General features: G+C 71.3%; 18 protein-coding genes and 1 pseudogene. 10 read left to right on the top strand and 9 right to left on the bottom strand.

Going from position 1 to position 22,526, the window contains the following annotated elements:
- The first annotated feature begins 86 nt into the window (after positions 1-86).
- Genes KY5_RS34500 through mmsB form a run of 4 tightly spaced genes read left to right on the top strand, consistent with a single transcriptional unit; the run spans position 87 to position 4,979 of the window.
- Positions 87-1,055, top strand: coding sequence for a hypothetical protein (locus tag KY5_RS34500; protein ID WP_098245880.1), 969 nt, complete (start codon positions 87-89; stop codon positions 1,053-1,055).
- A gap of 3 nt (positions 1,056-1,058) precedes the next feature.
- Positions 1,059-2,168 carry a multiple monosaccharide ABC transporter substrate-binding protein gene (chvE, locus tag KY5_RS34495; RefSeq protein WP_098245879.1) on the top strand — a complete coding sequence of 370 codons (1,110 nt, stop codon included), beginning with the start codon at positions 1,059-1,061 and terminating at the stop codon, positions 2,166-2,168.
- A complete protein-coding gene (gene mmsA, locus KY5_RS34490; RefSeq protein ID WP_199843371.1) occupies positions 2,165-3,730 on the top strand; it encodes a multiple monosaccharide ABC transporter ATP-binding protein in 1,566 nt (521 codons plus the stop codon). Before chvE ends, mmsA begins: the two co-directional genes overlap by 4 nt.
- A 7-nt stretch (positions 3,731-3,737) precedes the next feature.
- A complete protein-coding gene (gene mmsB, locus KY5_RS34485; protein ID WP_234363001.1) occupies positions 3,738-4,979 on the top strand; it encodes a multiple monosaccharide ABC transporter permease in 1,242 nt (413 codons plus the stop codon).
- Between the two features lie 261 nt (positions 4,980-5,240).
- Here the strand turns inward: mmsB and KY5_RS34480 are convergent, their stop codons facing one another.
- The gene (locus KY5_RS34480) at positions 5,241-6,275 is read right to left on the bottom strand and encodes a methyltransferase (RefSeq protein WP_234363258.1); all 1,035 of its coding nucleotides are present in this window, start codon (positions 6,273-6,275) and stop codon (positions 5,241-5,243) included.
- Positions 6,276-6,518: 243 nt separating this feature from the next.
- On the opposite strand from KY5_RS34480, the gene nadE reads away from it, so the two are divergent.
- Entirely contained in the window at positions 6,519-7,355 is an 837-nt protein-coding gene (gene nadE, locus KY5_RS34475) for an ammonia-dependent NAD(+) synthetase (RefSeq protein ID WP_098245878.1), read from the top strand.
- 25 nt (positions 7,356-7,380) lie between these two features.
- On the opposite strand, the gene KY5_RS34470 is transcribed toward nadE, so the two are convergent.
- The 7 genes from KY5_RS34470 to KY5_RS34440 form a co-directional block, all read right to left on the bottom strand.
- Positions 7,381-7,809 carry a YybH family protein gene (locus tag KY5_RS34470; protein ID WP_098245877.1) on the bottom strand — a complete coding sequence of 143 codons (429 nt, stop codon included), beginning with the start codon at positions 7,807-7,809 and terminating at the stop codon, positions 7,381-7,383.
- An 88-nt stretch (positions 7,810-7,897) separates the two neighbouring features.
- Complete coding sequence (locus tag KY5_RS34465; RefSeq protein WP_098245876.1) at positions 7,898-8,620, bottom strand: class I SAM-dependent methyltransferase; 723 nt, start codon at positions 8,618-8,620, stop codon at positions 7,898-7,900.
- A 132-nt stretch (positions 8,621-8,752) separates the two neighbouring features.
- On the bottom strand, positions 8,753-11,236 hold the full coding sequence (locus KY5_RS34460) for a SpoIIE family protein phosphatase (protein ID WP_098245875.1): 2,484 nt from the start codon (positions 11,234-11,236) through the stop codon (positions 8,753-8,755).
- Positions 11,237-11,377: 141 nt separating this feature from the next.
- The gene (locus tag KY5_RS34455; RefSeq protein WP_199843369.1) at positions 11,378-13,813 is read right to left on the bottom strand and encodes an MFS transporter; all 2,436 of its coding nucleotides are present in this window, start codon (positions 13,811-13,813) and stop codon (positions 11,378-11,380) included.
- Positions 13,814-14,016: 203 nt separating this feature from the next.
- A complete protein-coding gene (locus KY5_RS34450; RefSeq protein WP_098245874.1) occupies positions 14,017-14,460 on the bottom strand; it encodes an SRPBCC family protein in 444 nt (147 codons plus the stop codon).
- Between the two features lie 97 nt (positions 14,461-14,557).
- Positions 14,558-15,805: an SLC13 family permease gene (locus tag KY5_RS34445; protein WP_098245873.1), complete on the bottom strand. Its 1,248-nt coding sequence runs from the start codon at positions 15,803-15,805 to the stop codon at positions 14,558-14,560.
- A gap of 91 nt (positions 15,806-15,896) precedes the next feature.
- The gene (locus KY5_RS34440; RefSeq protein ID WP_098245872.1) at positions 15,897-16,085 is read right to left on the bottom strand and encodes an antitoxin; all 189 of its coding nucleotides are present in this window, start codon (positions 16,083-16,085) and stop codon (positions 15,897-15,899) included.
- A gap of 128 nt (positions 16,086-16,213) precedes the next feature.
- Between KY5_RS34440 and KY5_RS34435 the strand changes: the two are divergent.
- Positions 16,214-16,432: pseudogene (locus KY5_RS34435) on the top strand (aminoglycoside 6'-N-acetyltransferase); the annotation flags it as partial.
- A gap of 38 nt (positions 16,433-16,470) precedes the next feature.
- Positions 16,471-16,869, top strand: coding sequence for a RidA family protein (locus KY5_RS34430; protein ID WP_098245870.1), 399 nt, complete (start codon positions 16,471-16,473; stop codon positions 16,867-16,869).
- Positions 16,870-16,890: 21 nt separating this feature from the next.
- Here KY5_RS34430 and KY5_RS34425 read toward each other — a convergent pair whose 3' ends face one another.
- Positions 16,891-17,460 (bottom strand): adenylosuccinate lyase, encoded by a 570-nt coding sequence (locus KY5_RS34425; protein ID WP_098245869.1) that lies wholly within the window; start codon positions 17,458-17,460, stop codon positions 16,891-16,893.
- A 618-nt stretch (positions 17,461-18,078) separates the two neighbouring features.
- Here KY5_RS34425 and KY5_RS34420 point away from each other — a divergent pair.
- The 3 genes from KY5_RS34420 (at position 18,079) to ccrA (ending at position 22,513) form a co-directional block, all read left to right on the top strand.
- Positions 18,079-19,860, top strand: a complete 1,782-nt coding sequence (locus tag KY5_RS34420; protein WP_098245868.1) for a 3-hydroxyacyl-CoA dehydrogenase family protein — start codon at positions 18,079-18,081, stop codon at positions 19,858-19,860.
- A gap of 94 nt (positions 19,861-19,954) precedes the next feature.
- Positions 19,955-20,779 (top strand): TetR family transcriptional regulator, encoded by an 825-nt coding sequence (locus KY5_RS34415; protein ID WP_199843367.1) that lies wholly within the window; start codon positions 19,955-19,957, stop codon positions 20,777-20,779.
- Between the two features lie 390 nt (positions 20,780-21,169).
- Entirely contained in the window at positions 21,170-22,513 is a 1,344-nt protein-coding gene (gene ccrA, locus KY5_RS34410) for a crotonyl-CoA carboxylase/reductase (protein WP_098245866.1), read from the top strand.
- The last annotated feature ends 13 nt before the right edge of the window (positions 22,514-22,526 follow it).

Raw genomic sequence — 22,526 nt, 5'->3', positions numbered from 1 at the left:
CCCGCCGCGACCGCGCCTCCCGCGTCCCTCACTCACCCCTGCCCAATGAACCGAACGCAGTCCGACATCTCGAACAGAGGAGTGCCGTGCCCCCGCCCCCGACCGTCCGACGCCCCGGCGTCGCAGCCCTGACCCGTATCGGGCATCCCGTGCCCGCCATCGACCCCACCGACGCCTCGCCCCACGCTTTTCCCGACGGCGGCACCTGGCGCACCGAGATCCCCTCGGTGGAGGGGCCCGAAGCGCTCGGCGTCGTGCTCAAGGAGAGTGCGCGCCTCGACGTGCCCGTGCACCGGATCAGTCAGGGCAGCGGTGTCTGGATGCTCACCGATGCCGAGATCACCGAGATGGTGGAGTCCTGCGCCGAGCGGGACATCGAGCTCTGTCTGTTCACCGGGCCGCGCGGCACCTGGGACATCGGGGGCTCGACCCGCACCGAATCCGGTGGTGGCGGGCTCCGTGCCCGGGGCCACGACGCGCTCGCCGGGTGTGTCGAAGACGCCCTGCGCGCCGCCGAGTTGGGCGTGCGGTGCCTGCTCGTCGCCGATGAGGGCGTGCTGTGGACCCTGCACAGGATGCGCGCCGCGGGCGTACTGCCCGCCGACACCACGTTCAAGCTGTCCGCCCTGACGGGGCCGGTCAATCCCGCCTCGTACGCGGTGTACGAGCGGCTCGGCGCCGACTCCCTGAACGTGCCGTCCGATCTGACGTCGGATCACCTCACCGAGATCCGCCGGGTCAGCAGCGCCCCCATGGACCTGTACGTCGAGGCGCCCGACGACCTCGGCGGCTACGTCCGGATGTACGAGGTCGCCGAGCTGATCCGGCGCGGCGCACCGCTCTATGTGAAGTTCGGCCTCAGCAAGTCGCCCGGCATCTATCCCTACGGTGCCCACCTGCGCGAGCACACCCTCGCCACCGCCCGCGAGCGCGTGCGCCGCGGCCGCCTCGTCCTCGATCTGCTCGCCCGGCACGGCGCGGACGGCGGCATGTCGCCGCTCGGCTCGCGGAGCCCCGGCGAGCTGCCCCGATTCCCCACCCCGGAAGGGGACTGACCCATGCGCACCCGCACGCTCGCCCTCACCGCGACCGCCGCGGTACTCACCCTGTCGCTCACCGCCTGCGGCCAGGAGGCCAAGGGCGGCAGCCGCTACCGCCCCGCCGACGGCAAGGGCGGCACCATCGGACTCGCGATGCCCACCAAGGCGTCCGAGCGGTGGATAGCCGACGGCAGGAACATGGCGTCGCAGTTCAAGAAGGCCGGTTACGCGACCGACCTCCAGTACGGCGACGACAAGGTGGAGAACCAGGTCGCCCAGCTCGAAAACATGATCACCAAGGGGCACCGGCTCCTGGTGGTCGCCGCGATCGACGGCTCCGCGCTCACCGACGTGCTGCGGCGCGCGCACGACGCGGGCATCCCCGTGATCTCGTACGACCGTCTCGTCCTCGGCACCAAGAACGTCGACTACTACGCGTCGTTCGACAACGAGCGCGTGGGAAGGCTCCAAGGCCAGTACCTCGTCGACAAGTTGAAGCTCGGCAAGCCGGACGAGGACTCCGGGGACTCCTACTCCGTCGAGCTGTTCGCGGGCTCCCCCGACGACAACAACACCAAGTACTTCTGGAACGGCGCCATGAAGGTGCTGAAGCCGTACCTGGACAGCGGGCAGCTCGTCGTACGCAGCAAACAGACGCGGATGAACCAGGCGACCACGCTGCGCTGGGACGGCGGCACCGCGCAGAAGCGCATGGACGACCTGATCAGCAAGAGCTACGGCGAGCGGCGCGTCGACGCGGTCCTCTCGCCGTACGACGGGATCTCCATCGGCGTCATCTCGGCCCTCAAGAGCGCCGGTTACGGGACCAGGAGCGAGCCGCTGCCGGTCATCACCGGGCAGGACGCCGAGCTGGCGTCGGTGAAGTCGATCATCCGGGGCGAGCAGACGCAGACCGTCTTCAAGGACACCCGCAAGCTCGCCGCACAGACGGTGAAGATGGGCGACGCGGTCCTGACGGGCAAGAAGGTCGAGGTCAACAACACCACGGACTACGACAACGGCGAGAAGACCGTGCCCGCCTTCCTGCTCGAACCGGTCAGCGTCGACAAGAAGAACACCCGACTCCTCGTGGACGAGGGCTACTTCACCGCGGGGCAGCTCAGGTGAGCGCGCCGATCCTGGAGATGCGCGCCATCACCAAGACGTTCCCCGGCGTCACGGCGCTCTCCGACGTGCACCTGACCGTGCGGCCCGGGGAGATCCACGCGATCTGCGGGGAGAACGGCGCGGGCAAGTCGACGCTGATGAAGGTCCTCAGCGGCGTCCATCCGCACGGGAGTTACGACGGGGAGATCCTCTTCGAGGGCGAGCCGGTGGCCTTCAAGGACATCCGGGCCAGCGAGCGCCGGGGCATCGTGATCATCCATCAGGAGCTGGCACTCGTCCCCTACTTGTCGATCGCGGAGAACATCTTCCTCGGCAACGAGCAGGCGCGCGGCGGCTTCGTCGACTGGAACGGCACGCTGCGCAGGGCGGACGCGCTCCTGAAGCGGGTCGGCCTGCGCGAGAAGCCGCAGACGCCGGTCGCCGACATCGGCGTGGGCAAACAGCAGCTCGTGGAGATCGCCAAGGCCCTGTCGAAGGAGGTGCGGCTGCTCATCCTGGACGAGCCGACGGCCGCGCTCAACGACGACGACAGCGCGAAGCTGCTCGACCTCATCGTGGAACTGCGCGAGCAGGGCATCGCCTGCATCATCATCTCGCACAAGCTGAACGAGATCCGGGCCGTCACCGACGCGGTGACCATCCTGCGCGACGGGCGGACCATCGAGACCCTGACGGTCCGCGAATCCCCGGGCGCCCAGGCCGAGTTGTCGGAGGACCGCATCATCCGGGGCATGGTGGGGCGCGACCTCGACCACCGCTTCCCCGACCGTACGCCCTATGCGGGCGAGGACGCGGGCTCGCCCGCGCTGTCCGTGGCGGGCTGGACGGTGCGGCACCCGGTCGACCACCAGCGCACGGTCGTCGACGACGTGTCGCTCACCGTGCGGCGCGGCGAGATCGTCGGCATCGCGGGCCTGATGGGCGCGGGCCGCACCGAGCTCGCGATGTCCGTCTTCGGCCGCTCGTACGGCGTCTACGTCGCCGGGGAGGTGGCGGTCAACGGCCGCCGGGTGGTGACGCGGACTGTGCCCGCCGCGGTCGACGCGGGCATCGCGTACGTCACCGAGGACCGCAAGCGGTACGGGCTCAACCTGATCGACGACATCAACCGCAACATCTCGCTGGCCTCGCTGCCCGGCATGCGGCGCCGCGGCGTCGTGGACGGGCACCACGAACGCTCGGTCTCCGAGCGCTACCGCAAGACCATGAACATCAAGGCGCCCACCGTCTTCGAGGAGGTGGGCAGGCTCTCCGGCGGCAATCAGCAGAAGGTCGTCCTGAGCAAGTGGATCCACGCCGACCCCGAGGTCCTGATCCTCGACGAGCCGACGCGCGGCATCGACGTGGGCGCGAAGTACGAGATCTACACGGTCATCGACACGCTCGCCGCGCAGGGCAAGGCGGTCCTGTTCATCTCCTCCGAACTTCCCGAGCTGCTCGGGATGTGCGACCGGATCTACACGATGGCCGAGGGCCGCCTGACCGGTGAGGTCACGCGCGCGGAGGCCACCCAGGAACTCCTGATGCGCCACATGACCCAGACCAGAAGCACCAAGAGCTGAGGCCGCCATGACGACCACGACCACTCCCCCGGGCTCCTCCAGGGACGCGTCCGCCGCCCCGCCGCCCGCGCGGCGTTCGGCGGGCGCGCTGCTGCTGCGGAGCGTGCGCTCCAACATGCGCCAGTACGGCATGCTCATCGCCCTGGCGTTCATCGTCGTCCTCTTCCAGATCTGGACCGACGGCACGCTGCTGCTCCCGAACAACGTCTCCAACCTGATCCAGCAGAACGGCTACATCCTCATCCTGGCCATCGGCATGATGATCGTCATCATCGCGGGCCACATCGACCTCTCCGTGGGCTCGCTGGTCGCCTTCGTCGGCGCCGTGTCGGCGGTCATGATGGTCAAGCACGACATGCCCTGGGTGCTCGCCCTGGTCCTCTCGCTCCTGATCGGCGCGGTCGCGGGGGCCTGGCAGGGCTTCTTCATCGCCTACGTCGGCATCCCGTCCTTCATCGTGACGCTGGCCGGGATGCTGCTCTTCCGCGGACTCACCCAGATCGTCCTGGAGGGCCAGTCCCTCGCGCCGTTCCCCGAGGGCTTCCAGAACATCGCCAAGGGCTTCATCCCCGAGATGGGCCCCTACACCCAGTACCACAACCCGACGCTGGTCCTCGGCCTGCTCGCCGTCGCCTTCCTGCTGCTGCGTGAACGGCGCGACCGCAAGCGGCAGTTGGCCTACGAACTCGACGTCCTGCCGACCGGTCTGTGGGCGGCGAAGTGCGTGGCGATGACCGCGGCCGTGGTGGCGTTCACCCTCACCCTCGCCAGCTTCCACGGCGTGCCCGTCGTCATGCTCATCATGTGCGGCCTGCTCATCGCGCTCGGCTACGTCATGCGCAACGCCGTCATCGGCCGCCACGTGTACGCCCTCGGCGGCAACAAGGCCGCGGCGAAGCTGTCGGGCGTCAAGGACAAGCGGGTCACCTTCCTGGTCTTCGTGAACATGGGCGTCCTCGCGGCGCTCGCGGGCTGCGTGTACGCGGCACGCCTGAACGCGGGCACGCCGCAGGCCGGTCTCAACTTCGAACTGGAGGCGATCGCCGCCTCGTTCATCGGCGGCGCCTCGATGAGCGGCGGCGTCGGCACGGTGATGGGCGCGGTCATCGGCGGCCTCGTCCTCGGCGTCCTGAACAACGGCATGTCGCTGGTCGGCATCGGCACGGACTACCAGCAGGTCATCAAGGGGCTCGTGCTGCTCGCCGCGGTCGGCTTCGACGTCTGGAACAAGCGCAAGGCGGGCCGCTAGGGCCTTGTCCGGCGGATCAGGGCGCGCTCGGGTGGCGTCCACCGTCCGGTGCAGGCAAGCGGGGTCTGGTGCGTCCAGCTGCAAGGCGGAGGAGGGCGGCAACGCGGAGCATTGGCAACCGACGACAACGCCGGAGGGGGTACCTCCCTGCTCGAGCGGAGCCGAGAGCTTGGGGGAGGGCGTGCCAGACCCCGCGACAGCGCCATGATCCGCGGGGCGGGCCCTAGGGCCCGCCCCGCGGAGGGGGTGGCGGACGTCCCGTCAGGCGGCCGCCACCTCGATCATCGAGAGCGGGTTCGGCGCCCCCAGCGGCGTCACGGACACCACGGCGAGCCCGGCCCTGCCGCAGAGCTCGTCGAAGTCGGCGCGGGTGCGTTCCCTGCCGCCCAGGTTCACGAGCATGTTCAGATCGCTCAGGTACGCGAACCCCGGGGCCTCCGGATCGACGGCCTCGGGCAGGACGTGCTCCAGGATCAGCACCCGGCCATCGGGCGGCAGCACCGCGCGGCAGTTGCTCAGGATGGTCACCGCCCGCTCGTCCGACCAGTCGTGCACGATGCTCTTCAGGAGGTAGAGGTCGGCGCCCTCCGGGGCCGAGCGGAAGAAGTCCCCCGCCACCGTCGAACAGCGCTCGGTGAGCCCGTGCCGCTCCAGCGTCGCGGGGGCCTGTGCCACGCCCTCCTCGGTGTCGTAGATGATGCCCGTGAGGCCCGGGTGCTCCATGAGTACGGCGGAGAGCAGGGTGCCGTCGCCGCCGCCGATGTCGGCGATCGTGCGGAACCTGGCGAAGTCGAAGGCGCGGGGCAGCGTGGTGGCCGTCGCCCTGGTGCTCTGGCTCATCGCCGCGTTGAACCGGACGGACTCCTCGGGGTGCTCCCTGAGATGGCCGAAGAAGTCCGTTCCGAACACCGTGTCGAAGGTGGGCTCACCCGTCCTCACGGCCTCGTCGAGGTGCTCCCAGCCGCGCAGCATCGTCGGGTCGGCCATCGCGAGCACCAGGGCCGCGACGTTGCCGGGGCGTCCCGAGTCGAGCAGCGCGCCCACGGGCGTCACCGCGAAGGTGCCCGGCGCGCGCTCCTCCACCACGCCGAGGCCCGCGAGCGCGCGCAGCAGCCGGATCATGCCCTCGGGGCGGGCCCCGGCCTCGGCGGCGACCTCGGCGGCGGTCCGCTCCTTGTCGCCGATCAGCTCGACCACCCGCATCCGCGTGGCCGCGCGCAGCGTCTGCGCCGCCATGCTTCCGAAGACGAGCTGGACCAGTTGCCTGGGGTCCGCCCCGTCCCGCTCCCCCGCCACGCCCCCGGCATCCGCCGCTCCGGTTCCACCGTTCGCCACAGTCGTTCCCCTTCCGCTCCGGACGGTGCGCGGCGGCCGACACGGCTCGCCGTGCAAGTGAGGGAAGGCTAACTCTCCCGGCGGCCCCTACGGGGTCGCAATCGGCCTTGATCCGCCTGCGGCATAGAGTCGGGGTGCGAGTCCCGCCGCCCCTTCATCGGCGGGCCCCGCGTTCACCACCGCGACCGACCACGAGGAGCAGCCGTGACCGACCCGGCGTCCACCGCACTGCAGCAGGAGATCGCCAGGGATCTCCAGGTGTCCGCGAGCTTCGACCCGGAGCACGAGATCGAGCGCCGCGTCGCGTTCCTCACCGAGCGGCTGACCTCGACGGGGCTGCGCTCGCTGGTGCTCGGCATCAGCGGCGGGGTGGACTCCACGACCGCGGGGCGGCTGTGCCAGCTCGCCGTCGAGCGGGCCCGCACGGCAGGGCACGAGGCGACCTTCTACGCCATGCGCCTGCCCTACGGCGTCCAGGCCGACGAGAAGGACGCCCAGCTCGCGCTGGGCTTCATCGCCGCCGACCAGGTCCTGACCGTGGACGTGAAGGCCGCGAGCGACGCCGCGCTGGCGGCCGCGCTCGCCGGCGGGGTCGTCTTCAGGGACGAGCGCCACCAGGACTTCGTGCAGGGCAACATCAAGGCCAGGCAGCGGATGATCGCGCAGTACGCGGTCGCGGGCGCGCGGGACGGCCTGGTCGTGGGCACCGATCACGCGGCCGAGGCGGTGTCCGGGTTCTTCACGAAGTTCGGAGACGGCGCGGCCGACGTCGTGCCGCTGACCGGTCTGACCAAGCGCCGGGTGCGGGCGGTGGCCGACGCGCTCGGCGCCCCGGCCGAGCTGGTGTGGAAGGTCCCGACGGCGGACCTGGAGACGCTCGATCCCGGCAAGCCGGACGAGGACGCGCTCGGCGTGACGTACGACGAGATCGACGACTTCCTGGAGGGGAAGCCGGTGTCCGACACGGCGTTCCGGTCGATCGTCGGCCGCTACCGCCTCACCGACCACAAGCGCCGGCTGCCGATCGCGCCCACGGCCTGACCGCGCGCCGACGAGCGGTCCCCGCTCACTCCTCCGGCGGCAGCCAGACACGCAGGGTCTCCGGGTCGATCGGCAGCGAGATGTGCTCGTGCGTGATCAGCCACGTGCCGCTCACCCGGCGACAGCACACGGTCGACCGCACGAGCATCGAACTCCGCATCCCGTTCGTACGGGTCCCGGAGTCCAGGTGCAGCATGTGGGCGAACGCGACGTCGGCCCCGACCGCGAAGGTGAACTCCCGCGTCTCCAGCGTGATGGGCCCCTCATAGCCGTCGAACCACCGCACGAAGTTCTTGCGCACCTCGTCGTGCCCCGCGAACCGCATCGGCGGCACGACGTCGAAGTAGACGACGTCGGAGGCGAACAGCGGCATGAGCCGGTCGATGTCCTTCGCCTGCGCCGCATCGACACGGCTCTCCAGCAGCGCCCTGACCTCGATCTCGTCCCTGGTCATAGCGGCCTCCGTCCCTCGGTTCCCGGGGCGGCCCCGGTGGCTGCTCCCAGTGATCCGACGAGACAGGGGCCGGGAACGTCAGGCCCGCTCACTCCAGGCCGAGGACCAGCCACCACGACGGCAGTTCGATCCGCGTGCCGTCGGGCGTGAACTCGGTGGTGGTCAGCGGGAGTTCCCCCTCGGCAAGGACCGCGAGGCCCGCGGCCGCGACGTACTCCCGCACCGCGGCGTCCACGACCTCGGCGGGGGCGAGGCCGTGCGAGAAGACCGGCGCCAGCTTCGGCGGCGGGCCCGCGGGGCTCTGCGCCAGGCCCATGAGGACGGGCTTGGCGGCCTCGGACAGTTCGACGACGAAGGCTCTGCCGCGCTCCCCCACCAGGCGCGCGATGTTGTCGAGCAGCGGCTGCCTGTCGTCCGCGTCGCACTGGTGGAGCACGCCGCGCATGTAGACGTTCACGTCGCCCAGTTCCGCGTGCAGCTGCTCGGCGACGCTCCACTCGGCGATGTCGAGCTGCCGGAAGTCGGCCTGCCCCGCGGGGTCCGCCTGCCGGGCGTGCTCCAGCGCGGCGGCGGAGATGTCGACACCGAGGACGCGTGGATAGCGGTCGGCGAGGAACCGGGTCTGCGTGCCGTTGCCGCAGCCAAGATCGACGACGGGCAGCCCCGCGGCGGCCAGGTGCGGCTCGAAGAGAGCGAGGTGGAGTCCCGCGGTCAGCGCGGGCTCCGCGTCCCAGAACACGGCTCCCTCTTCGCCGGGCGCGTCGCTCCAGAACGATTCCCAGGCGGCCCGGTACTTACTCGTGACGCTCATGACCAGCTCCCCAGGGTGCGACGAGAGCCGTCGAACCGACGGCGAGATCGGTCTATCGCGCCCGGGGCGCGCGGACAAGGCACCCGCGCGATCCTTCACCGCTCGTTCGACGGGCGCGCGCCGGCCCGCGCGCTACCGCCGGGGCAGCGGCAGTTCGAACCAGACGGTCTTCCCCGCGTTCGTACGGCTCGTGCCCCACTCCTTGGCGAGCGCGCTGACGACCCGCAGGCCGCGCCCGAACTCGTCGCCGCCGCCCGCGCTCATGAGCGTCGGCAGCGCGTGGTCGTCGTCCTCGACCTCGCACATCAGCACGGCGGAACGGACCAGACGCAGTTCGAGCCGCTCGCTGCGGGCGTGGCGTACGACGTTGGTGACGAGCTCGCTGACGAGCAGCTCCGCGGTCTCGGCGAGCGCGCCGAGGGACCAGTCCCGCAGCTGTGCGCCGACCAGCTCGCGGGCCCTGCGCACCTCGCCGGGCCCGGTCTCGAGCCGCCAGTGCGCGATGTCCTCGGCGGCGATGCCGTTGAGCCTGGCCATCAGGAGCGCCACGTCGTCCTTGCGGCCGCCGCGGGTGTTGAGCGCCCGGATGATCGTGTCGCAGGCGTCGTCCATGGAGGCGGCGGGGTGCGCGGCGGACTCGGTGAGCGTGGCCAGGCCGACGCCGATGTCCTCGCCGCGGACCTCGACGAGCCCGTCGGTGCACATCAGCAGCCGGTCGCCGGGCTCGACCCTGACGCGTACGGATTCGAAGGGGACGCCGCCGACACCGATGGGCGCGCCCGTCGGCAGGTCGAGCAGCTCGCTGCGGCCGTCCGCCGCGCGCACCAGGACGGGCGGGATGTGCCCGGCGTTGGCGAGGATCAGCTCGCTCGCGATGGGGTCGTACACCGCGTAGAGGCAGGTCGCCAGGTAGTGCTCGCCGAGTCGCTGGGCGAGGTCGTCGAGGTTGCGCAGGAGCTGCTCGGGCGGCAGGTCGAGGGCGGCCATCGTCTGCACCGCCGTCCGCAACTGGCCCATCATCGCCGCCGAGTTCAGGCCGTGGCCCATCACGTCGCCGACGACGAGCGCGGTCCTGGACCCCGGGAGCTTCACGGAGTCGAACCAGTCGCCGCCGACCCGGCCGAGCAGCGTGCCCGGCAGATAGCGGGTGGCGATGTCGCCGCCGGGCATGCGGGGCTGGATGTGCGGCAGCATGCTGTCCTGGAGGGTGTCGGCGACGCTCTCCTGGTACGTGTACATGCGGGCGTTGTCGAGCACGAGGCCCGCGCGGGCCGCCAGTTCGGCGCCGGTGACGCGGTCCATGTCGTTGAAGACGGGGCGCTCCCGGTGGCGGAGCAGGATCATGAAGCCGAGCACCACGTTGCGCGCCTTGAGCGGGACGACGAGCATCGAGCGGTGGTTGATCAGCGGCCGGATGTCGCGCTTCTCGAACTGGGAGGCGATGGCATTGCCCATCTCCTCGGTGATGCGCGGCACGAGCACCGGGTCCCCGGAGGTCATGCACTGGAAGAACGGCGTGTGCGCGGGGAACGGCATGGACTCGCCGACCGGCACCACGTCGTCCCAGCGGCCCGGCTCGTCCGTGTGCTCCAGGGCGACCCGGTGCCACATCGTGGTCTCGTCCGGCACGCCGTCGGGGAACCCCTCGCCCGCGACGACCTGTTCCCGCAGGTAGGTGCCCGCGACGTCCGTGAAGCGCGGCACGACCGCCTTGCTGACCTCCACGATCGTCTGCGACAGGTCGAGCGAGGAGCCGATGCGCCCGCTGACCTCGTTCAGGAACTCCAGGCGCTCGCGCACGGCGGTGTACTCGATGTCGTCGCCCTCGTCGTCGGCCGTGGCCTCGGCGGCGGGCAGGCCGTGCGCCGCGGCCCACTCGGCCCGCTGCCTGCGCTCCTTGCGCTCGGCGCGCCGGGCCACGCCCCAGTCGGGGGTGACGGGCACCCGGTCGTGCTGGCTGAACTCCAGGACCGGATAGCCCAGTTCGAGGACCTGCGCGACGATGCGGGAGCTCTCGCCGACGCTCATGCTGGGCAGGATCTCGGGCAGCCGGTCGGCGAGCCGGTCCGCGCCGGGGAAGTCCGTGTGCAGGGCGAACCCGGGAGCGATGCTCCCCCACTGCCTGAAGGCCGCGCTCCCCTGGGTCCCGTCCTCCCGCGCACCCTGCTCGCCCTGGTCCTCCGGGCGGTGGGCGTCGGTCAGCGCGGCGGCGTCGGCGGCGAGCACGAGCAGCCGCTCGGGCCCGGGGCCGACCAGGGGGTACGCCCACCACAGCACGTCGAGACGGCGGGCGGAGCCGCCGTCCGGCTCGTCGAGCCGGGCGCGTCCTGCCGCCGGGTAGGAGATGCGTCCGTCGAGGGAGGTCTCCAGGTCGGGGCCGAGTCCGTCGTACTCCCCGTAGGGCGCCGCAGCGTCCGGTATGGCGCCGTGCACGGGGAGCAGGTCGCCCACGGGACGTCCTACGGCCGCCTCCTTGGCGTACCCGAAAAGGCGTCGCGCGCCGGTGCTCCAGTGGGAGACGAGACCGCTGCCGTCGACGACGACCACGGCCAGCGGGATGCGCCCGGCCATGGCACGCTGCGCCACAGGCCCGCTGCCCGGAGTGCCTTGTTCCATGGCCCTTGCCCCTTCCCGTGGCAGCGCAAGATCTGAGCCGCCACCAACCACCGTACGACCGGGGCAGGTTGCCGTGCGGCGCAATACGGGAATTGGCCGCGGACACGGCCTCCGGCGCACGCCCCCCGGCCCGCCCCGCGCTCAGTCCTCGTGCCCCAGCTGGAGGTCACGCTCGGTGCGGCCACCGCCGGCGACCTGCAGGACCGTGGCGACCGGCGGGTAACCCGCCGCGATGACGGTGTACTCGCCCGACGACAGGTCGACGAAGCGGAACGTGCCGTCCGCTCCCGTGGTCAGGGTGTCGACGACGTTGCCCGCGGCGTCGAGCAGCGTCACGCGCGCGTCCTCCACGGCCCGCCCGCCGCCGGCCCGTACGGTGCCCCGCAGCACGGCACCGCCCGCGAGCTCCACGTCCTGGCGGGTCTCCCTGGACGCCTGCACGGAGACGGGCAGCGCGGCGGGGCGGAAGGCGGGGGCGCTGGCCGCGAGGGTGTACTCGCCCGCCACCAACTCCGTGATCACATAGCTGCCTTCGCGCCCGCTGCGGGTGGTGGCGACGACCTCGCCGCGGACGTCGGTGAGGGTGACGGCGGCGTCCCTGACGGGCGTCCCGTCGGCGGTGACGACGGTTCCCGCGAGGCGGCCCGCGCCGCCGAGGACCACGTCGAGGTCGACGGGGCGCTCGCCGACGGTGACGGTGACGGCCTGCGGCTGGTGCCCGCCCGCGGCCGCGATGAGCACGAACGATCCCGATCCCGGCGTGGACAGGGCGTACCGGCCGTCCTCGCCGCTCGCGCCCCTGCCGATCTGTTGTCCCGCGACGTCGATGAGGGTCAGGGCCGCGCGGGGCACCACGGTGCCGTCGGGGTGCTGCACGGTGCCGCACACCGGGACGCCCGCGGTGTACGCCGCCGTACGGGCCTGAGGGATGGGCGCGGGCTCGGCGACGGGTGCGTTCTGGGAAGCTGCGCTGGACAACAGGGGTGTCTCCTTGAGGAAGAAGGCGATCAGCATGCCGAGGACGAGCACCGGCACCAGGTAGAGGAAGATCCGCGGCATCGCGTCGGCGTATGCCTGGATGTAGCCGTCGCGCAGCGGCGCGGGCAGCGCGTGGACGAGCTGCGGGGTGATGGACTCGGCGTCGGGCAGGGCCGCGCCCGCGTCCGCCGGGATCCGGTCGGCGAGCGCGTCGGCGAGCCGGTTGGCGAAGAGCGTGCCGAAGACGGCGGCTCCGACGCTGCCGCCGATCTGCCGGAAGTAGTTGTTGGCGCTGGTGGCGGTGCCGAGGTCCGCGGGCCCCACCGCGTTCTGCACGGCGAGGACCAGGACCGGCATGACCATGCCGATACCGGCGCCGAGCACGGCCATCCAGATGCTGTAGTGCAGCCGGGGCGTGTCGACTTCGAGGCGTGAGAGCAGCCACATGCCGACTACGGAGAGGGCGCCGCCGAGCACCGGGTAGATCTTGTAGCGCCCGGTGTGACTGATCAGCTGGCCGGAGATGATCGACGCGCCGACGATGCCGCCCATCATCGGCAGCATCAGGAGGCCCGACTCGGTCGCGCTGGCCCCGTCGACCATCTGCAGGAAGGTCGGCAGATAGCTGGCCGCTCCGAAGAGGGCGATGCCGACGACCATGCCCACCAGACCGGTGACGGCGAAGACCGGATCGCGGAACAGGCGCAGCGGAATGATCGGTTCTGCCGCGAAGCGCTCGGTGACGAGGAAGAGCAGCGTCGAGACGACGGCTCCCGCGCCGAGCCCCAGGATGACGCGGTCGCTCCAGGCGTACTCGGTGCCGCCCCAGCTGGTGAGCAGCACCAGACAGGTGGAGGCGGCGGCGAGCAGCAGCGCACCGAGGACGTCGAGCCTGCACCGCGCCGCGGGCTTGGGCAGCTTCAGGACCAGGCTGACGACGACGAGCGTGACCAGGCCGAAGGGCACGTTGAAGTAGAAGCACCAGCGCCAGGAGGCGTGGTCGGCGAAGAAGCCGCCGAGCAGCGGGCCCGCCACCGAGGCGAGGCCGAAGGAGGCGCCGATGAGGCCCATGTAGCGGCCGCGCTGCCGGGGCGGCACGATGTCGGCGATGATCGCCTGTACGCCGATCATGAGTCCGCCCGCGCCGACGCCCTGGAGGGCGCGGAACGCGATGAGCTGGTCCATGGTCCGCGACCAGCCCGCCAGCGCCGAGCCGATGACGAAGATGACGATCGCGAACTGGAAGACGCCCTTGCGGCCGAAGAGGTCGCCGAGCTTGCCGTAGATGGGCAGTCCGACGGTCGAGGTCAGCAGGTAGGCGGTGATCGCCCAGGACATCTTGTCCAGGCCGTGCAGCTCCCCGACGATCTTGGGGAGCGCGGTGGCGACGATCATCTGCTCCAGGGCGGCGAGCAGCAGGGCGAGCATCAGCCCGACGAAGACCATCCGGACCCGGCGGGGGCTGAGCCCGTGCGCCGCGGCTCCTGGAGCGGGGGGCGGCGGGGCCTGTGCCGCACCCCGCTCGGGAGGTGCGTCGGCCGTCCCGACGGCGTCCGTGCCGTCCCGCTCGACGGCCTTCACCAGCGTCGTCCCGCCCACGTACTGCTCCCCTCGTCGCGCTTGCGCCGCCCATTTCTCGCATTACGCGACAACTGGGAGCAAGCGCGACGAGTCGCCCTCTCGCCGGGCCTCACCGGCGTAACTGCCGGTCGGAGCCCTACGGCGTACAACGGAGCCGGAACGAAAACCACTCGAAACGGTGAGCGGGAGAACAACCCCGATGGGTCACGCGGGGGTTGGGGCTACTTCTCGACCTCGGCGGCGAGCTTGCCGAGCACGGTGTCGTAGATCCGCCCGAGGCCCTTGGGCGCGAACGTCTTCTCGAAGAAGCCGCCGATGCCGCCCGCGCCGTTCCACACGGTGGAGACGACCACGCGGGACTTGCCCTCGCCCGCCGGGGTCACGGTCCAGGTGGTGACCATCGAGGAGTTGCGGTCCTTCTCGACCAGTTCGCCGTCGTTCGGCTCGCTGACCTCCAGCAGGCAGTCCCTGATGCGCTTGCTGGTGGCCTGCAGCTTCCAGTGGACGAGGGTGCCCTCGCCGTCGCCGCCCTCGCGCACCTCGTACTCGCTGAAGTGGTCGGAAAGGACCTTCTCGCGCGTGCCGTTGTAGTCGGCCAGTGCGTCGAAGACATCGTCAGGCTGTGCCGCGATGATCCGCTCCGTGGTCGCCTCGACCTGCGCCATTGCACTTCCTCCAGCACTTGGTTTTTCGGGGAGTTCACGGAAAGCCAACCACCCTGCCCACCGGCCTCCCAAATCGGGTCCGTGCTCGACGGCGGGCTCAGACCGGCAGCAGCCGCAGGGACACCCAGAGCGCGAGGGTCGACAGGGTGAGGGCCGCGGGCGTGGTGAGGAGACCGAGGCGGGTGAACTCCCCGAGGTCGACGTCGTGTTCGTGCTGGTGCGCGATGCGCCGCCACAGGAGCGTGGCGAGGGAGCCCGCGTAGGTGAGGTTGGGTCCGATGTTCACGCCGATCAGTACGGCGAGGACGGCGCCGGGGCCGGACGGCGCGGCCAGCGGGACCAGGGCGAGGACCGCGGGCAGGTTGTTGATCAGGTTGGCGAGCAGCCCGGCGACGGCCGCGGTGCCGAGCAGGGCGGGCAGCGAGGCGCCGTCCGGCAGGACGTGGCCGAGCGCGTCGCCGAGGCCGTTGTCGACGACGGCCCTGACGACGACGCCGAGCGCCAGGACGAAGGCGAGGAAGGGCAGGGACGCCGAGCGCAGGATCGCCACCGGGGTCGTACGACCGCGTACCAGGGCCCGTACGCCGAGGACGAGCGCTCCGGCCGCCGCGGCCCAGGCCGGGTCGACGCCGACGGCCGAGGCGACGGCGAACCCGGCGAGCGTGGCGACGACGGTCACCAGGGCGAACAGCGGCATCTCGGGCGGCTCCGCCGTGTCGCCGCCGTCGACGGGCTCGTCGAGTTCCGCGGCGAAGAACCGCCGGAAGACGGCGTACTCGACGGCGATGGCGGCCAGCCAGGGCAGCGTCATGAGCAGGGCGAAGCGCGTGAAGCTCAGCCCCGTCGCGGTGAACGCGAGCAGGTTCGTCAGGTTCGACACGGGCAGCAGGAGCGACGCGGTGTTGGACAGATGGGCGCTCGCGTAGACGTGCGGCTTGGGCGGGGCGCCCATGCGGGCGGCCGTGGCGAAGACCACCGGGGTCAGCAGGACCACGGTGGCGTCCAGGCTCAGCGCCGCGGTGATCACCGAGGCGAGTCCGAAGACGGCGGTCAGGAGTCGGCGCGGGCGCCGTCGGGCCCAACGCGCCATCCATGTACCGCAGGCGTGGAAGAGTCCCTCGTCGGCGCAGAGCTTGGCGAGCACGAGGACGCCCGCGAGGAAGCCGATCACCGGGCCGAGCCGCGCGGCCTCGTCGCGCACGGCGTCGAGCGGGATCGCGCCGCTGAGGATCACGACACCGGCGGCGGGTACGGCGAAGGCCGCCTCCGGCCAGCGGAACGGCCGGACGACGGCGCAGACGAGGACCACGGCCAGGGCCGCGACGGACAGGGACTCCACGAGCATGGGTCAGATCATGCATCGGGGGCGGCGGCGCGGCGCGCGCCGCCCCCGATGTCCGCCCTAGAGGCTCCGCGTCACGACGGGAGGCTCCGCGTCACGACTGGGGCGGCTGGTCCTGGTCCCTGCCCAGCTGCTCCTTGAGCTTGTCCTGGGCCGTGTCCACCTGGGAGCTGTACTTGCCCTGGGTCTTGTCGTCGACGAAGTCGCCGGCCTTGTCGACGCCCTTCCCCGCCTGGTCCTCATGCCCCTTGAGCATCTGCTTGAGCTTGTCCATCACGGACATCGTCGGCCTCCTCGGTTCGAGCCGTCACCTTCAGCATGCGGGCTGATCGAAACTGCTGCATCCGCAGGCGCGGTCCCGGACACCATGCGGGAGTGGAACTCAACGGTGAGAAAGTACGGCTACGCCCCGTGCACGACGGCGAGGTCATCGGGGCGGTGCAGTACGAGGAGGAGGACGACCCGGAGTTCCGGCACGCGGGCATCGACATCTTCCTCACGGCGATCCGCAGCTACGGCAAGGCGGGGTTCAAGCCGGTCGGAATCATGCGGTCGTACGCCCGTGACCACGCGACCGGCGCGTGGCAGGACGCCTTGCTGACGGACCTGCTGGCCGAAGAGCTGATCTGACGGGTCGCGTTGTCACACCCGTGGTCCACCATGGGGCCATGAGCAGACTGACCCACATCCGCGCCCCCGAGGGCGTCGCCCCCGCCACCGCGTACACCCACGTCGTGATGGGCACGGGCCGATTCATCGCGATATCGGGGCAGTTGGCCCTGGACGAGGACGGCAAGCTGGTCGGCGAGGGTGACGCGGCGGTGCAGGCCCTGCGGGTGTTCGAGAACCTGCGGCGCTGCCTCGCCGCGGCGGGCGCGACGTTCGACGACGTCGTGAAGCTGACGTACTTCGTGACGGACATGGCGCACATGCCCGCGATCCGCGCCGCCAGGGACGCCTTCCTGGACCCCGGGCGACTCCCCGCGGCATCGGCGATGCAGGTGGGCGCGCTCGTCGCCCCCGAGTACCTGATGGAGATCGAGGCGTTCGCGGTGGTGGCCGAGTAGGCGCCGCGCCCACCCGGGCGCTCACTCCGGCAACCGCGCCAGCGCCGCCGAGGCCGCCGCCGCGAGCCGGGGGTGGGCCCGCGCCGCGGTCAGGACCGGTCTGGCCCGGGGATCACCGAGCGCGCCCAGGCCCTCCACGCAGGCGAGCGCGATCTTGCCGAACGGGTCGTGCGGGGCGAGGCGCCGCCGCAGCGTCGTGATGAGCGCGGGCGCCGACTCCGGGGCGCGCAGCTCCGTCAGGAGGCGCACCGGGTGGAGGGCATAGGCGACGCGGAGTTCGTTGGTCGCGAGGGCGGCCGCCGCGCGCGCCGTGCGGGGGTCGCCGAGCCGGGCGAGCGCGTACGCCGCCGCCGCGCAGCGCGGCGCGTCCCGGTGGTTGAGGAGCAGGACGAGCGCTTCGAAGGCCCGCCGGTCCCCGGCGACGCCGAGCCGGACCGCCGCCAACTCCCGCGTCCACAAGGGCTGTCCCGGCGAGACGAGCACCTCGGCGAGCTCGTCGAGGTCACCGGTCGCGACCAGCCGCTCATACTCCTTCGAGCCGCCCGCCTCGGCGCGTAAACGTTCCGTCACCGTCCGCAACTCCTCATCCATGGGCGCGAGCCTAGGGCCTGTCCGGCGGATCATGGCGCTGTCGCGGGGTCTGGCACGCACTCCCCCAAGCTCTCGGCTCCGCTCGAGCAGGGAGGCACCCCCTCCGGCGTTGTCGTCGGTTGCCAACTTCCCCAAGCTCTCGGCTCCGCTCGAGCAGGGGAGACCCCACTGCGTTGCCGCCCTCCTCCGCCTTGCAGCTGCACGCACCAGACCCCGCTCGCCCGCACCGGACGGTGGACGCCACCCGAGCGCGCCCTGACCCGCCGGACAGGCCCTAGCCGTCGATCCCCCGCGGCGACGTAGATCACAAACACTGAGGGCTGGCGCGCTCGTTACTCGCCGGTTAATCTCATGTGAGCGGGGCACACTCCCCGTAGCACCTCCTTTTCCCGCCGCGGCCTGGTGACGCAGCCGCAGTGGGCAGCTTGTCGGTTCGGTACGTCAGGTACCGCTGCACCACCCAGTACGACGCGGCTCCGGGACAGGGCCCGTCGGCTCCTCACCGGGCGTGCCCTCTTCGCCGCCCGGCCACGACACGCATCACTCTCCGCACGCCGTACGGCAGTTGCCGCCTGCGCGTGCGCCCCTCAGTCGTCACTCTCTTCCTGGAGTCCACGCATGGACACTCCCTTGAACACCGTCGCCGTCATCGGTCTTGGCACCATGGGCACCGGCATCGCCGAGGTCCTGGCCCGCGCGGGCCGCGAGGTCATCGGCATCGACATCAGCCAGGCGGCGGCCACCCGGGCGGTGGTGGCCCTGGAGACCTCGACGGCCCGCGCGGTGCGGCGCGAGCGCCTCACCGAGGAGGAGCGGCGCGGCATCCTGGCCCGCGTCCGCACCTTCACCGATCTGCAGGCCGCCGCCGACGCCGACCTGGTGATCGAGGTCGTCCCCGAGTCGTACGAGATCAAGCAGCGGATCGTCCGTGAACTCGACGCCGTGGTCCGCCCCGACACGATCATCGCGACCGGCACCAACGCGCTGTCCGTCACCCGGCTCGCCGCCGAGTCCGCCCGCCCCGAGCGGGTGCTCGGCCTGCACTTCTTCAACCCCGCGCCCGCGATGAAGCTCGTCGAGGTCGTCTCCTCCGTGCTGACCGCGCCCGCCGCCGTCGCCTCGGTCACCGACCTCGCGTACGCCCTGGGCAAGGAGCCCGTCGCGGTCGGCGACCGGCCCGGTTTCGTCGCCGACGGGCTGCTCTTCGGCTACCTCAACCAGGCCGCCGCGATGTACGAGGCGAAGTACGCGTCCCGCGAGGACATCGACGCCGCGATGAAGCTGGGCTGCGGCCTGCCGATGGGCCCGCTCGCGCTGCTCGACCTGATCGGCGTGGACACCGCCCGCACGGTCCTCGACGCCATGTACGCCGAGTCCCACGACCGCCTGCACGCCCCCGCGCCGATCCTCAAGCAGCTCAGCGAGGCGGGCCTGACCGGCCGCAAGTCGGGGCGCGGCTTTTACACGTACGCCGAGCCCGGCAGCACGGAGGTGGTGCGCGACGCGCTGACCCCGCAGGAGGACGAGCGACGCGTCCCGAGCCGTGCCGTCCGCGCGGTCGGGGTGGCGGGCTCCGGCACGATGGCGTCCGGCATCGCCGAGGTCTTCGCCAAGGCGGGGTACGACGTGGTGCTCGCCGCGCGCAGCGAGGAGAAGGCGCGGACCGCCAAGGCCCGCATCGGCACGTCCCTCGCCCGCTCGGTCGAGAAGGGGAGGATGTCCGCCGAGTCGGCGGCGGAGACCCTGGAGCGGATCACCCCGGCCGACTCGTACGAGGCGTTCGCCGACGTCGATCTGGCCCTGGAGGCCATCGCGGAGGACCTGGAGGTCAAGCAGCAGCTGTTCGCGACGCTGGACAAGGTCTGCAAGCCGGGCGCGATCCTGGCGACCACGACGTCCTCGCTGCCGGTCGTCGCCTGCGCCCGCGCCACCTCGCGCCCGCGCGACGTGATCGGCATGCACTTCTTCAACCCGGCGCCCGCGATGAAGCTGGTCGAGGTGGTCCGCACCGTGCTGACCGGGGACGACGTGCACGCCACCGTCCGCGAGGTCTGCACGGCGATCCGCAAGCACCCGGTGGACTGCGGCGACCGCGCGGGCTTCATCGTGAACGCGCTGCTCTTCCCGTACCTGAACAACGCGGTCAAGATGGTCCAGGAGCACTACGCCACCCTGGACGACATCGACGCCGCGATGAAGCTCGGCGGCGGCTACCCCATGGGCCCCTTCGAGCTCCTGGACGTGGTCGGCCTCGACGTCTCGCTCGCCATCGAGAAGGTCCTGCACCACGAGTTCCGCGACCCGGGCCTGGCCCCGGCGCCGCTGCTCGAACACCTGGTGGCCGCGGGCTGCCTCGGCCGCAAGACGGGTCGTGGCTTCCGCGAATATGCCCGGCGCTGAGCCGACCGAGGACCGCCTGGACTCTCCGACGGACTGGGGCGGGCTGCTCGAACCCTCGGGCGGCCCCCTCCCACACGAGCACCGTGCTGCGCATATGCAGTACGTTCGTGGCATGTCCAAGGCCGCCAAGTCCTCACGCAACGCCAGCCCCGACGCTCCGGAGAGCGCCGCGGGCAGCCGTGCCGCCGCCCAACGCCTCAAGATGCGCAGGGAGCTGGCTGCGGCGGCCATGGAACTCTTCGCGACCAAGGGGTACGAGGCGACGACGGTCGACGAGATCGCCGCCGCCGCGGGCGTCGCCCGCCGGACCTTCTTCCGGCACTTCCGCTCCAAGGAAGAGGCGATCTTCCCCGACCACGACGACACCCTGGTCCGCGCGGAGGCGGTGCTCAACGCCGCCCCGGCGCACGAGCATCCGCTCGACACGGTGTGCCGCGGCATCAAGGAAGTCATGAAGATGTACGCGGCCTCGCCCGCGGTCTCCGTGGAGCGCTACCGCCTCACCCGTGAGGTGCCCACGCTGCGCGAGCGCGAGATCGCCTCCGTGGCCCGCTACGAGCGGCTGTTCACGCGGTACCTGCTCGGCCACTTCGACGAGCAGGCGCACCACGACGGCAACGACGACCCGCTGCTCGCCGAGGTCGCCGCATCGGCGGTGGTCACCGCCCACAACCACGTCCTGCGCCGCTGGCTGCGGGCGGGCGGCCAGGGCGACCTGGAGAACCACCTGGACCACGCGTTCGGCATCGTCCGGCGCACCTTCGGCACCGGGATCGGCGCGGGCCGCTCGTCGGCACCGGCCACCACCCCGGCCACGGTGTCCGCGCAGGGCGAGGTGCTCGTCACCGTGGCCCGTACGGACGCGCCGCTCGACGAGGTCATGCGAACGATCGAGAAGGCACTCAGGGAGCACCCCTAGTCCGGGTTTGTCACGATTCGTCCTTGGGTTTCGAGGGGGCGCTACCGACCGGTAGCGCCCCCTCTCGCATGCCGCCACCCCCTCTGACCTGCACTGATCGATCATCGGTCAAAAACTCATGGCACTCAGTGCCTTGCCCGTTGGCACGTGGTGTCATACGTTGATGTTGTCCGGGCGGCCGGCGTGCAGAGAACTTCCGTACGTCGGCTGTCCCCTCAAGCCACGGCTTGTGCGCCCGGACGCCTGCGTCACAGGCACCTCTCGCGCCCCACCACGGCGCCGCCGAGCACCACCCTTCGCCGAACCGACGGCACACCTCCACCCAGCACCACCAGCACCCCGACGTAACCCTCAAGCAGCGTTCCCGCAGAGCGCTTCTTCGCCGGAGGCATCACCGTGAAGGAAATCCTGGACGCGATTCAGTCGCAGACCGCCACGTCTGCCGACTTCGCCGCTCTCCCCCTGCCCGACTCGTACCGCGCGATCACCGTGCACAAGGACGAGGCGGAGATGTTCGCGGGCCTGGACACCCGCGACAAGGACCCCCGCAAGTCCCTCCACCTGGACGACGTGCCGGTGCCCGAACTCGGCCCGGGCGAGGCCCTGGTGGCCGTCATGGCCTCCTCGGTCAACTACAACTCCGTGTGGACCTCGATCTTCGAGCCGCTGTCGACCTTCGGCTTCCTGGAGCGCTACGGCAGGGTCAGCGAGCTCACCAAGCGCCACGACCTGCCGTACCACGTCATCGGCTCCGACCTCGCGGGCGTCGTCCTGCGCACCGGCCCCGGCGTGAACGCCTGGAACCCGGGCGACGAGGTCGTCGCGCACTGCCTGAGCGTCGAGTTGGAGTCCAGCGACGGCCACAACGACACGATGCTCGACCCCGAGCAGCGCATCTGGGGCTTCGAGACGAACTTCGGCGGCCTCGCCGAGATCGCGCTCGTCAAGTCCAACCAGCTGATGCCCAAGCCGAACCACCTCAGCTGGGAGGAGGCCGCCGCTCCCGGCCTGGTCAACTCCACCGCGTACCGCCAGCTCGTGTCGCGCAACGGCGCGGGGATGAAGCAGGGCGACAACGTCCTGATCTGGGGCGCGAGCGGTGGACTCGGCTCCTACGCCACGCAGTTCGCGCTCGCGGGCGGCGCCAACCCGATCTGTGTCGTCTCCAGCCAGCAGAAGGCGGACATCTGCCGGGCGATGGGCGCCGAGGCGATCATCGACCGCAGCGCCGAGGGCTACCGGTTCTGGAAGGACGAGCGCACCCAGGACCCGAAGGAGTGGAAGCGCTTCGGCAAGCGCATCCGCGAGTTCACCGGCGGCGAGGACATCGACATCGTCTTCGAGCACCCGGGCCGCGAGACCTTCGGCGCCAGCGTCTACGTCACCCGCAAGGGCGGCACCATCACCACCTGCGCCTCCACTTCGGGCTACATGCACGAGTACGACAACCGCTACCTGTGGATGTCCCTCAAGCGCATCATCGGCTCCCACTTCGCCAACTACCGCGAGGCGTGGGAGGCCAACCGCCTGATCGCCAAGGGCAAGATCCACCCCACCCTCTCCAAGGTCTACTCGCTCGAAGAGACGGGGCAGGCGGCCCACGACGTCCACCGCAACGCCCACCAGGGCAAGGTCGGCGTCCTCGCGCTCGCGCCCGAGGAGGGCCTGGGCGTGCGCGACCCGGAGAAGCGGGCCCAGCACATCGACGCCATCAACCGTTTCCGCAACGTCTGAACCGAGCGAGGAG

This window comes from Streptomyces formicae, from assembly GCF_002556545.1.
GTDB classification, from domain to species: domain Bacteria; phylum Actinomycetota; class Actinomycetes; order Streptomycetales; family Streptomycetaceae; genus Streptomyces; species Streptomyces formicae_A.
The sequence above is the reverse complement of the archived record's forward strand: the minus strand, read 5'-3'. Positions and strand labels throughout refer to the sequence as shown.